The 12214-nt window shown below is 53.4% G+C and carries 13 protein-coding genes; 7 read left to right on the forward strand and 6 right to left on the reverse strand.

Annotated features, from left to right (window positions below):
- Positions 1-54: 54 nt before the first annotated feature.
- From ribD to pgpA, 5 genes are all read left to right on the forward strand, one after another.
- Positions 55-1164: a bifunctional diaminohydroxyphosphoribosylaminopyrimidine deaminase/5-amino-6-(5-phosphoribosylamino)uracil reductase RibD gene (gene ribD, locus LCF41_RS05390; protein WP_225088105.1), complete on the forward strand. Its 1110-nt coding sequence runs from the start codon at positions 55-57 to the stop codon at positions 1162-1164.
- Between the two features lie 110 nt (positions 1165-1274).
- Positions 1275-1751, forward strand: coding sequence for a 6,7-dimethyl-8-ribityllumazine synthase (gene ribH, locus LCF41_RS05395; protein ID WP_225087205.1), 477 nt, complete (start codon positions 1275-1277; stop codon positions 1749-1751).
- A 24-nt stretch (positions 1752-1775) separates the two neighbouring features.
- Positions 1776-2195, forward strand: coding sequence for a transcription antitermination factor NusB (nusB, locus tag LCF41_RS05400; RefSeq protein ID WP_225087206.1), 420 nt, complete (start codon positions 1776-1778; stop codon positions 2193-2195).
- Positions 2196-2263: 68 nt separating this feature from the next.
- Entirely contained in the window at positions 2264-3244 is a 981-nt protein-coding gene (gene thiL / locus LCF41_RS05405) for a thiamine-phosphate kinase (protein WP_225087207.1), read from the forward strand.
- On the forward strand, positions 3219-3755 hold the full coding sequence (gene pgpA, locus LCF41_RS05410) for a phosphatidylglycerophosphatase A (protein WP_225087208.1): 537 nt from the start codon (positions 3219-3221) through the stop codon (positions 3753-3755). Before thiL ends, pgpA begins: the two co-directional genes overlap by 26 nt.
- Positions 3756-3806: 51 nt before the next feature.
- On the opposite strand, the gene dxs is transcribed toward pgpA, so the two are convergent.
- The 3 genes from dxs to xseB are packed head-to-tail and all read right to left on the reverse strand — an operon-like array spanning position 3807 to position 6846.
- Complete coding sequence (gene dxs / locus LCF41_RS05415) at positions 3807-5672, reverse strand: 1-deoxy-D-xylulose-5-phosphate synthase (RefSeq protein ID WP_225087209.1); 1866 nt, start codon at positions 5670-5672, stop codon at positions 3807-3809.
- Between the two features lie 17 nt (positions 5673-5689).
- Positions 5690-6601, reverse strand: a complete 912-nt coding sequence (ispA, locus tag LCF41_RS05420) for a (2E,6E)-farnesyl diphosphate synthase (protein WP_225087210.1) — start codon at positions 6599-6601, stop codon at positions 5690-5692.
- The gene (xseB, locus tag LCF41_RS05425; RefSeq protein ID WP_005976008.1) at positions 6598-6846 is read right to left on the reverse strand and encodes an exodeoxyribonuclease VII small subunit; all 249 of its coding nucleotides are present in this window, start codon (positions 6844-6846) and stop codon (positions 6598-6600) included. The genes ispA and xseB overlap by 4 nt, the downstream gene beginning before the upstream one ends.
- A gap of 251 nt (positions 6847-7097) precedes the next feature.
- Between xseB and thiI the strand changes: the two genes are divergently transcribed.
- On the forward strand, positions 7098-8546 hold the full coding sequence (thiI, locus tag LCF41_RS05430) for a tRNA uracil 4-sulfurtransferase ThiI (protein ID WP_225087211.1): 1449 nt from the start codon (positions 7098-7100) through the stop codon (positions 8544-8546).
- A 36-nt stretch (positions 8547-8582) separates the two neighbouring features.
- Here thiI and yajL read toward each other — a convergent pair whose 3' ends face one another.
- Together yajL and panE are read right to left on the reverse strand one after the other, a co-directional pair.
- Positions 8583-9173 carry a protein deglycase YajL gene (gene yajL / locus LCF41_RS05435; protein ID WP_225087212.1) on the reverse strand — a complete coding sequence of 197 codons (591 nt, stop codon included), beginning with the start codon at positions 9171-9173 and terminating at the stop codon, positions 8583-8585.
- The gene (gene panE / locus LCF41_RS05440; RefSeq protein ID WP_225087213.1) at positions 9136-10044 is read right to left on the reverse strand and encodes a 2-dehydropantoate 2-reductase; all 909 of its coding nucleotides are present in this window, start codon (positions 10042-10044) and stop codon (positions 9136-9138) included. Before panE ends, yajL begins: the two co-directional genes overlap by 38 nt.
- Positions 10045-10232: 188 nt before the next feature.
- Between panE and LCF41_RS05445 the strand changes: the two genes are divergently transcribed.
- Positions 10233-10724, forward strand: coding sequence for a YajQ family cyclic di-GMP-binding protein (locus LCF41_RS05445; protein WP_225087214.1), 492 nt, complete (start codon positions 10233-10235; stop codon positions 10722-10724).
- A 93-nt stretch (positions 10725-10817) separates the two neighbouring features.
- Here LCF41_RS05445 and LCF41_RS05450 read toward each other — a convergent pair whose 3' ends face one another.
- Positions 10818-12182: an MFS transporter gene (locus tag LCF41_RS05450; protein WP_225087215.1), complete on the reverse strand. Its 1365-nt coding sequence runs from the start codon at positions 12180-12182 to the stop codon at positions 10818-10820.
- Between the last annotated feature and the right edge of the window lie 32 nt (positions 12183-12214).

The following is a 12214-nucleotide window of genomic DNA, read 5'->3' on the forward strand; positions in this document are numbered from 1 at the left end:
AACCGTACTCAGAAAGATAGAGTTCAGAAGGATAGTGTTCAGGAAAACGGCCACGTGCCGCAGGATGAGCTATACATGGCGCGAGCGTTAGAGCTGGCACGCCGTGGTCGTTTTACGACGGCTCCTAACCCCAATGTTGGCTGTGTGATCGTGCGTGATGGCGAAATTGTCGGTGAAGGCTATCATTTCCGTGCTGGCGAACCTCATGCTGAAGTTCATGCGCTGAGAATGGCAGGGGAGCGCGTACGTGGTGCGACGGCTTACGTCACGCTAGAGCCGTGCAGCCATCATGGCCGAACGCCACCTTGTGCCGATGCGTTGGTTGCTGCTGGCGTTTCCCGTGTGGTTGCCGCGATGCAGGATCCCAATCCGCAGGTCGCGGGCCGTGGCTTACATCGCTTACAGCAAGCGGGGATTGCCGTCAGTCATGGTTTGATGATGGCTGAAGCAGAGAAAGTGAATGTCGGCTTTCTGAAACGTATGCGGACGGGCTTTCCTTACGTGCAGCTCAAGATGGCGGCGTCTTTGGATGGGCGCACTGCGATGGCGTCGGGAGAAAGCCAGTGGATTACCTCACCGCAGGCGCGGCAGGATGTGCAACGTTTTCGCGCGGAGAGTGCAGCGATTCTGAGCAGTAGTGCAACGGTGCTGGCTGACGATCCCTCTCTTACTGTGCGGTGGTCAGAGCTGGGCGCCGATGTGCAGACACGTTATTCAGAAGCCGATCTCAGGCAACCTGTTCGGGTGATTGTGGACAGTCAGCAGCGCGTCACGCCGCAGCATCGGATTGTTAGCCAACCCGGCCAGACCTGGTTGGCGCGTGTGCAGGCGGACGAACAGACGTGGCCACAGAGCGTCGAACAGGTCACATTGCCGCAGCACAATGGCGGCGTTGATCTGGTGGCACTGATGATGATACTGGGAAGACGCCAGATTAACTCCGTCTGGGTCGAGGCCGGAGCCAGCTTGGCTGGTGCGTTGCTTAACGCTGGCGTCGTTGATGAACTCATCGTTTATCTTGCGCCAAAACTGCTGGGTGAAAACGCTCGCTCGCTGTGCCTCCTGCCAGGACTGGATCAACTGTCTCAGGCACCGGAATTTGATATCGCAGAGGTTCGCCAGATTGGCCCGGATCTGCGATTACGTCTGAAACCTAAATTCTGATGTGTATGTAAATACGTGGTGCAGGTCCGACAAAACCGGATACGTGCCAACAAAAATTATGATAGAATCCGCCCCCCTGCGGGCCATAAAGACCAGATACAAGGAAAGCTATGAACGTTATCGAAGGTGTTGTTGCTACTCCTGATGCCCGTGTGGCGATTGCGATTGCGCGTTTTAACCATTTTATTAACGACAGCCTGCTGGAAGGTGCGGTTGATGCGTTGAAACGCATCGGTCAGGTTAAAGACGAAAATATCACCGTTGTTTGGGTGCCGGGTGCTTACGAACTGCCATTGACGGTTCGTGCGCTGACCAAAAGCACGCAAAATGGCGGGTATGATGCCGTTATTGCTCTGGGAACGGTTATCCGTGGTGGAACAGCGCATTTTGAATTTGTTGCTGGTGAATGTAGCTCTGGCCTGTCCTCCGTTGCGATGGACAGCGAAATCCCTGTTGCTTTCGGCGTTCTGACGACGGAAAGCATTGAACAGGCAATTGAGCGCGCTGGCACGAAAGCGGGGAACAAAGGTGCAGAAGCTGCCCTGACCGCGCTAGAAATGATTAATGTATTGAAAGCGATTAAGTAAGCCTGATTAAGTAAGGGGAATTCCGTGAAACCTGCTGCTCGTCGCCGCGCTCGTGAATGTGCGGTTCAAGCGCTTTACTCCTGGCAGTTATCTAAAAATGATATTGCCGATGTTGAACTACAATTCCTGAGCGAGCAGGATGTCAAAGATGTCGACATTACCTATTTCCGTGAATTGCTGGCGGGGGTTGCCACTCAGGCTGAGAAGCTTGATCAACTGATGGCACCTTTCCTGTCTCGTCAACTTGAGGAATTGGGACAGGTTGAGAAAGCGATTCTGCGTTTGGCGATGTTTGAGCTGAGCAAGCGCGAAGATGTTCCTTACAAAGTGGCGATCAACGAAGCCATCGAACTGGCTAAAGTCTTCGGCGCTGAAGATAGCCATAAATTTGTGAATGGCGTGCTGGATAAAGCGGCTCCGAGCGTACGGAAAGGCAAGAAGTAAAATGCATCGAATCAGGGCCGGATATCCGGCCCTGATCGCTTTTGAATGATAGGCTGGCTGGAAAGGTTATGATTGAAGGTGAGTTTGACCTTATTGCCCGCTATTTTAATCGGGTCCGAAGTTCACGTCGCGATGTTGAGTTAGGCATTGGTGATGACTGTGCGTTACTGACGGTGGCAGATAAGCAGATGCTGGCGGTCAGTACCGACACGCTGGTATCTGGTGTTCATTTCTTACCCGATATCGATCCCGCCGATCTGGGTTACAAATCTCTGGCGGTCAATTTAAGCGATCTGGCTGCAATGGGAGCCGATCCTGCCTGGCTTTCTCTGGCCATTACCCTACCTCAAAGCAATAGCCAGTGGCTGGCCGCATATAGCGACAGTTTGTTTGAGCTGCTTGATTACTATGGTATGCAACTAGTTGGCGGAGATACGACGCGCGGCCCACTGAGCCTGACGCTGACTATCCACGGTCTGGTGCCTGCGGGTCGGGCGTTGACGCGCCGCGGAGCCAGAATCGGCGACTGGGTCTATGTTACGGGTTCATTAGGCGACAGCGCCGCCGGTCTGGCTATCCTACGGAACACATTGCACGTTGAGGATGACGAGGCGCGTCAGGGACTGATCCAGCGTCACCTGCGACCTCAGCCCAGAATTCTGCAAGGTCAGGCGCTGCGCGATCTGGCCAGTTCGGCTATCGATCTTTCTGACGGCCTCATTTCCGATCTACAGCATATACTTAAAGCCAGCGAGTGCGGTGCACGTATTAATCTGGACGCCATTCCACAGTCTGATTGGCTGCGGGGATGTGTTGATGAAGAACAGGCATTGCGCTGGGCGCTATCTGGCGGCGAAGACTATGAGCTGTGCTTTACCGTGCCGGAGATTAACCGCGGTGCGCTGGAGCTTGCCCTGGGGCATCTCGGTGCCGGCTACACCTGTATCGGGCAAATCGGACCTTCATCTGAAGGGGTTCGCTTTTTCAGGGATAATAAAGTGACCGAGCTGAACTGGAAGGGGTATGACCATTTTAGCGAGCAAAACTGATTCCGCGAGTAAAGTGAAAGGTGCTGAGGTGGCAAAGCGTCGTCTACGGCTGAGTAACCCGTGGCACCTTCTGGCGACGGGATTGGGTAGCGGGCTATCTCCCTGGATGCCGGGCACGGTAGGGTCGCTGGCGGCGATTCCTCTGTGGTATCTCATGTCCTTCCTGCCGCTTGAATTGTATTCGCTGCTGGTCATGCTGAGCATTTGTATCGGTGTTTACCTGTGTCACCAGACGGCGAAAGATATGGGCGTTCACGATCACGGCAGCATCGTCTGGGACGAATTTGTCGGCATGTGGATTACCCTGATGGCTATTCCAGTGGATGAGTGGCAGTGGGTGGCGGCAGGGTTTGTCGTCTTTCGTTGTCTGGATATCTGGAAACCCTGGCCGATTCGTTGGTTTGATCGCAACGTACACGGCGGTATGGGAATCATGATCGATGATATTGTCGCAGGGGTGATCTCGGCGGGAATTATCTATTTTATCGGCCATCACTGGCCGATATTCTGATGTTACAACGCGATTGAACCGGGGCCATGTGCCTCGATTATCGTGAGCCGCTTATGCCATCCACTGCGTGATTCTGCGCTCGATGCCGGCGGCATCCAGACCCAGATCGGCACGGATTTCTTCCTGTGAACCTTGCGGAATAAAGACGTCCGGTAGCCCGATGTTCAGCACCGAGACGGCGAGACGCTTCGCCATCAGGAACTCATTCACACCGCTTCCCGCACCGCCCATGATCGCATTTTCTTCCAGCGTCACAAACGTGCTGTGAGACTGTGCCAACTCTTCCAGTAACGCTTCATCCAGTGGCTTCACAAAACGCATATCGACGAGGGTGGCGTTTAACTGCTCTGCCGCAATCTGTGCTTCTGGCAGAAGCGTACCGAAATTCAGAATCGCGATCGTTTCGCCCTGACGACGCACCACGCCTTTACCGATTGGCAGTTCTGATAGTGGCGTCAATTCCGTACCCGTACCGTTTCCTCGCGGGTAGCGCACTGCGGTCGGGCCTTTCTGGTAGTGATAGCCCGTGTGCAGCATCTGGCGACACTCGTTTTCATCGCTGGGCGTCATGATGATCATGTTCGGGATACAGCGTAAGAAAGAGAGATCGAACGCTCCCTGATGCGTTTGCCCATCCGCGCCAACAATACCGCCGCGATCGATAGCAAACAGAACTGGCAGATTCTGGATCGCCACATCGTGTATAACCTGATCGTAGGCGCGTTGCAGGAACGTCGAGTAAATAGCGACAACCGGGTGATAGCCGCCAACGGCCAGACCGGCAGCAAACGTGACAGCATGCTGTTCGGCAATGGCAACGTCAAAATATTGCTGCGGGTAATCGCGGGAGAACTGCACCATGCCGGAACCTTCGCGCATCGCTGGCGTGATCGCCATAAGCTTGCTGTCCTTGGCTGCCGTTTCCTGTAGCCATTGACCGAAGATTTTAGAATAGGTGGGTTGAGCGCCTTCCTTGCTTTTCGGCAATGTGCCGCTGGCTGGATCGAATTTTGGCACCGCATGCCAACTGATCGGATCCTGTTCGGCAGGGGCATAGCCTTTGCCTTTTTTCGTCATGATATGCAGGAGCTGCGGGCCTTTCAGGTTGCGCATGTTTTTCAATGTATGCGCCAGCGCCTGAACGTCGTGGCCGTCGACCGGGCCAATATAATTAAAGCCCAGCTCCTCAAATAACGTACCCGGCACAACCATGCCTTTAAGATGCTCTTCGGTACGCTTCACCAGCTCTTTTATTGGCGGCAGGCCAGATAAGACCTTTTTCCCTCCTTCGCGCAGGCTGGCATAGAGCTTGCCGGACAGCAGTTGTGCCAGATGATTGTTCAATGCGCCGACGTTTTCCGAAATCGACATTTCGTTGTCGTTCAGCACAACCAGCAGGTCGGAGCGGATGTCGCCCGCATGGTTCATCGCTTCAAAGGCCATACCCGCAGTAATCGCGCCGTCGCCGATTACACAAACCGTACGGCGGCCTTTGCCTTCACGCTCGGCCGCAACGGCCATGCCCAGCCCGGCACTGATTGAGGTCGATGAATGCCCGACGCTCAATACGTCATAGTCGCTTTCATCACGCCACGGAAAGGGGTGCAAACCGCCTTTTTGGCGGATTGTTGAAATGCGATCGCGACGGCCGGTCAGAATTTTATGCGGGTAAGCCTGATGGCCGACATCCCACACCAGATGATCGAAAGGAGTGTTGTAGACATAATGCAGCGCAACCGTTAATTCAACCGTTCCTAACCCTGAAGCAAAATGGCCGCTTGAACGGCTGACGCTGTCCAGCAGGTATTGGCGCAGCTCATCGCACAGCTTTGGCAGGCTATCTTTCGGCAACAGTCGAAGTTCATCCGGTGTTTCCACTAACGCCAATGTAGGGTACTTCGCGGTATCAAAACTCATAGAGACTCATTAGGTAATTACTTATCGCGTTCAACGATGAAATTCGCCAGCGCTTGTAGTGGGGCAATATTCAGGGGGATCGGACTGGATGCGACGAGATCGTCCAGCGATGCCAGTGATTCCTGATAAAGCTCCTGTGCTTTTTTTCGTGCGTTATCTAATCCCAGCAGGCTGGGATAGGTGCTTTTACCTAACTGCTGGTCCGCACCCTGACGTTTGCCTGTTGTCGCGCTGTCGCCAACAACATCGAGAATATCGTCCTGAACCTGAAAGGCGAGCCCAATCGCGTCAGCGTAGCGATCCAGGTGGGGCAAGGCGGCGCGTCCTGTTTCACCGGCGGCCAGTGCGCCTAGTCGAACGGCTGCGCGAATCAAGGCGCCAGTTTTGTGGCGGTGAATGCGCTCTAACGCAGCCAGATCGACCTGATGACCTTCCGCTTCCAGGTCGAAAGCCTGCCCGCCGCACATACCTGCGACACCACTGGCGTGCGCCAATTCTGAGAGCATCGCCAGCCGATCGCGATCGGAGACCTGTGGCATCGGCGCGTCGGCCAGAATGGAGAACGCCAACGTTTGCAGTGCATCCCCCGCCAGAATGGCATTGGCTTCGCCAAATTTGATATGGCAGGTTGGCTGTCCGCGGCGTAAATCGTCGTCGTCCATCGCTGGCAGATCGTCATGAATCAGTGAATAGGCATGGATACATTCTACTGCCGCAGCAGGGGCATCCAGACTCTCTAACGGCATACCAAACAGTTCACCCGTAGTATAAACCAGAAACGGGCGCAGGCGTTTGCCTCCTAAGAGTGAGCCATACTCCATCGCATTGACCAGTGGACTACTCTGAAAGGGGAGGCTGGTGATGAAATGGCCCAACATACGGTTAGTGCGTTGGTAATGCGCATTCAGTTGCGTGCTGAAATCGGTCATAGCGAATCATTATCCGGCGTGAACGGTGACAGCGGGGCATCGGGATCGTCACTAAGCAGGATTTGTACGCGCTGTTCCGCCTGTTGCAGTTTTTGCTGACCCTGACGAGCGAGCTGGATGCCATGCTCAAATTCATTTAGCGCATCGTCCAGCGGCAGTTCGCCTGATTCGAGGCGGGTAACGATTTTTTCCAGTTCGTTCAGCGAGCTTTCAAAGCTGACTGGCTGCTCGGTCTTCTTAGGCATAGTGGTTTCAGAATCCTGGTGTTATACGCCGTTGGCTTGTGGCGGCAGAGCGTGGTGTTGCGTTTGGTCATCCGTGGATGCGCAACAATTATACGGTTAAAGCGCACAGTATATCTTCATATAATGATATACTCCGCGCCCTGGATGCTATTGGTAAAATCATCTCTGTTCCGCTGATTTTACCGATAACGTGATTTTAGTGCTCAGGGTAAATTTATTTACGCCTTTCTGACCAAGTAACGACAGCCACCATGAAGTTTATCATTAAATTGTTCCCGGAAATCACCATCAAGAGCCAATCTGTGCGGTTGCGCTTTATCAAGATTCTAACCGGAAACATTCGCAACGTATTAAAACACTATGATGAAACGCTGGCGGTTGTCCGTCACTGGGATCATATCGAAGTTCGGGCCAAAGACGAAAGCCAGCGTTCAGCAATTCGTGATGCGCTGACGAGAATTCCGGGTATTCACCATATTCTGGAAGTGGAAGATCACGCCTACACCGACGTGCACAATATCTTTGAACAGGCGCTGGCGCTGTATCGTGAGCAGTTGGAAGGCAAGACGTTTTGTGTGCGAGTGAAGCGCCGCGGTAAGCATGAATTTAGTTCACAGGATGTAGAGCGTTATGTCGGCGGTGGTCTGAACCAGCATATTGAAACGGCGCGAGTCAATCTCACTGCGCCGCAGGTGACTGTGCATCTGGAAATCGAGCAGGATCGTTTGCTGCTGATTAAAGGACGTTATGAAGGGATCGGCGGCTTCCCGATCGGTACGCAGGAAGATGTGTTGTCGCTGATTTCCGGTGGTTTCGACTCTGGCGTATCCAGCTATATGCTGATGCGTCGCGGGTGTCGCGTGCATTACTGCTTCTTTAACCTTGGCGGTGCGGCACACGAGATTGGTGTGAAACAGGTCGCATACTATCTGTGGAATCGTTTTGGTAGCTCACACCGAGTACGCTTTATTGCGATTGACTTCGATCCTGTCGTCGGTGAAATTCTGGAGAAGGTTGACGATGGCCAGATGGGCGTCGTATTGAAACGCATGATGGTGCGCGCGGCCTCCAAAATTGCTGAGCGTTACGGTGTTCAGGCGCTGGTGACCGGTGAAGCATTAGGTCAGGTTTCTAGCCAGACGTTGACCAACCTGCGTTTGATCGATAATGCCTCCGATACGCTGATTCTGCGTCCGCTGATTTCTCATGATAAAGAACACATTATCAAACAGGCTCGCGAACTGGGAACGGAAGATTTCGCCAAAACGATGCCGGAATATTGCGGTGTGATCTCGAAAAGCCCGACGGTGAAAGCGGTAAAAGCGAAGATTGAGGCCGAAGAAAGCCACTTTGATTTTGCTATTCTGGAGCGTGTGGTGAGCGAAGCGCGGAATATTGATATCCGTGAGATCGCAGAACAGACCAAGCAAGAAGTGGTTGAAGTCGAAACGGTCGCGTCGTTTGCACCGACTGACGTGTTGCTTGATATCCGTGCGCCGGATGAACAGGACGACAAGCCGCTTGAACTGGATCACGTGGAAATCAAATCCTTACCGTTCTACAAGCTGGGTACGCAGTTTGGCGATTTGGATCAGAGCAAAACCTACCTGCTTTACTGCGAACGTGGCGTGATGAGCCGCTTGCAGGCGCTGTACCTGCGTGAGCAAGGTTTTACCAATGTGAAGGTATACCGTCCGTAATGTGAAAAAGGCGCGTAAGCGCCTTTTTCATTTACGCTAATCACGATAGTTATAAATCCCCGGCGGCAGGATTAACTGTTCAGCAACCTCGGCAGCTTTTTCTTTTCCTAGCAGTAAATCGATGATCTTCAGGGCGAAATCCATACTGGTGCCTGGCCCTTGCGTGGTTAACAGATTCACGCGCGGATCGTAGACGACGCGCTTTTCCATCCATTTTTCTGGCGCAATCTTATCCTTAAACGCAGGGTAGCCCGTCATGTTTCCGACGGGGAACAGCTGATGATATTCCAGCACCAGCGCAGGCGTTGCACACATCGCAGCGACAATTTTCCCTTCCAGATGCGCTTGTCGAATGCATTCCACCAGTATTGGGCTATCGCGGAAGCACTCCGCACCTTGCAGCCCACCCGGTAACACCAGCACATCGAAAGGCCGATCGGCGACGGCAGCCAGTGGGGCATCCGCCAGCAGCCTTACCCCACGTGAACAGACAATTTCCAGATTGCCATCGCTGGCTACGCTGGCAAGCGTGACCTGAATACCTGCCCGTACAAGTAAATCGATGGTCGTGACGGCTTCAGTTTCTTCACTACCAGGTGGCAGACACACCAGTGCCGATGCGGTCATAATCATTTTCCTTTTGCTTAATGTAGTCAAACAGACGAGCATTTTCGGGGAGCGTCAGGCCGTGGAGGCGCGCTCGGTGCAGTAAATACCCGGTAATGTAATCAATTTCGGTATGCCGCTGAGCGATGATGTCCTGCAACATCGATGAGGTGTTTGCCGCCGTGTTCTGAATAATTTGATTCACGTAGAGCAGCAGGCTATCCCGCGATGTGTGGAAGCCCTCTCGCTCCATGACGCTAGCCACTTCCTGACAAAGTGACGAAATCAGTTCCGGGTACGCAGAAAGCTCGCCATTGGTACAGTGATATTTCACCGTGAGCGGATTGATGACGCAGTTAGCCGCGAGCTTCAGCCAGCAGGTGGCGCTAATATTGGTGTGCCAGGCCACATCAGGCAAGGCCTGATGCAGCACTTCCGCCAGATGACTTTGGCTGCTGTCGCCGTTAAAGGTGCCGATGTGCGTTGTACCAGCGGCAACATGCACAACGTTGGTCGTGTCACGCCGTGCGGCATGGGTGGTGATCCCCAGAACCAGCGGCTGCTGTAGCGACGGTAATTCTTCCCGTGTGCCCATCCCGTTGTGTAAAAGCAGAATCGTGCAATGTGGGTTGAGCTGTGGCAACAGTACGGTGACGGCATCTGAAACCTGCCAGGCTTTTAACGTCACCAGCAGTAGTTCGCTTTGGGCAAGGTGTTCGGGATCGTTAGCCGTCAGGTTGAGATTACAGTGCTGACCATCCAGCATGGTGACATTGACCGGACAATAGGGTTGCGGAATGCGCAGCCATCCCTGGACATCATGCCCTTGCTGATGTAACGCAGCGAGCCAAAGTTGACCCAGCGCGCCACAGCCAAGAACGGTGATTTTCATGTATGTCTCCCCTATTTGATGCGGGCGCTGTCGTTCTGCCATCATAGGCTATCATTCACGTTACGATCTTGTGCTATTCGGCCTGTTTACCCGGTACAGAGTAAAAATCGGGATCGTGTCTGGCATCTTGCTTATCGCAGAAGAGCGGTTATTATGCTCGCCAGCCAAATTTGTCAGGAGAGCGAATTATGCCATCTTTCGATATTGTTTCGGAAATTGATATGCAGGAAGTCCGTAACGCGGTGGAAAATGCCACGCGTGAGCTGAGCACCCGCTGGGATTTTCGCAATGTTCCGGCCAGCTTTGAACTGAATGAGAAATCGCAAAGTATTAAAGCGACCAGCGAGTCTGATTTTCAGGTACAGCAACTGATTGATATTATGCGCGAGAAATTGCTGAAGCGCGGGATTGAAGGCGGTGCGTTAGAGGTTCCGGAAGCGTTCGAGCACAGCGGTAAAACGTACAGCGTGGAGGCCAAATTGAAGCAGGGCATTGAAACCACGCAGGCGAAGAAAATAGTCAAGCTGATTAAAGACAGCAAACTGAAAGTACAGGCGCAGATTCAGGGTGAACAGATTCGTGTTACCGGAAAATCACGTGATGATTTGCAGGGTGTGATGGCGTTGATTCGCGGCGGAAATTTGGGGCAGCCATTCCAGTTTACCAACTTCCGTGATTGATGTTTTCTCGTCATTTACCGACGAAAAAGGCCAGCGAAAGCTGGCCTTTTGCTTGTCAGCCGGACACCACTTTCGGGAAGTGGTGATGATTAATCAGACCTGACCTGCTAGTTGTTCTAGCTGCTGCCGACTGGTCTTTTTGTTGTCGATCTTCACATAGGCGCTGTACTCATCCGGCACGATGACCACGTCAGCAACGCCGGGCTGAGTACGAATTTTCTGTTCCAACTCGCCATCTTGCAACGCTACATCGGACAGGGCGATTCTCAGGCTGCTGAGATAAGGTGGTTCCTGCATGGTGAAGCTGACGAGTAGCCAGATGGCTGCAATAGCCGCACCAGCCATAAACACCGCCGAAGCGCCATACCACTCAAACACTCCACCGCCGAGGCTCCCGCCAATCGCCACGCCGATAAACTGTGTGGTGGAGTAAACCCCCATCGCCGTACCTTTGTATCCCGCCGGCGATTCCTTGCTAATCAGCGATGGCAACAGCGCTTCCATCACGTTGAAAGCCAGGAAGAACAGCTGCACGCCGAGGATAATTTGCCAGAGATGGTTACCTGCCGTCCATAAGACAACCTCTGCGGCGATCAGCACCACGATGCAGCCGATGAAGACCTGCTTCATTCGCCTTTTCACTTCGGCATAAATAATGAAAGGCACAACGCCAGCAAAAGAGATCAGCATCGTGACCAGATAGACTTTCCAATGATCCTGTGGCGCCATCCCCGCGGATTCCATGACGCGGGGCAGGGCGACGAAGCTCGACATCAATAAAATATGCAGACACATAATGCCAATATTCAGTTTCAACAGCCGGCTATTGCCGAGTACCTTGAGGAAACTGCCGCGCACCATCGCTGATTCTCGATTCAGGATATGTGCAGGAGCGGAAGGAATCAGGGTGAGGGTGATGGCGATGCCTGCGAGTGACAGAAGGGCGATGCCCCAGAAGAGCGCCTGTAAGCCAAAAGCGTGGGTAACGATAGGACCGACGACCATCGCGATAGCAAAGGTGACGCCGAAACTCACGCCGATAAATGCCATGGCTTTGGTTCGATTCTGCTCACGCGTTAGGTCAGAAAGTAGCGCCATAACGGCAGCGGATATCGCGCCAGCGCCCTGCAACGCGCGTCCAAGGATAATGCCCCAGATGGAGTCGCTTAGTGCGGCGATAACGCTGCCGAGTGCAAAAATCAGCAGCCCTCCAACAATCAGGGGTTTTCTGCCGATACGGTCAGAAACCAGGCCGAAGGGAATCTGGAAGATAGCCTGCATCAGGCCATAAATACCAATCGCAATGCCGATCAGCGCTTCACTGGCGCCCTGCAAGGCCATGCCGTAAGTAGTGAGGACAGGCAGCACCATGAACATGCCGAGCATACGCAGTGAAAAGACCGCACCCAGACCCCATGTGGCGCGTAATTCGCCTGGCGTCATTTTATTATCGTTCATTCGTACCTCTGAAAACAATTGGCGCTATTTTA

The organism is Pectobacterium colocasium (assembly GCF_020181655.1).
GTDB lineage: Bacteria > Pseudomonadota > Gammaproteobacteria > Enterobacterales > Enterobacteriaceae > Pectobacterium > Pectobacterium colocasium.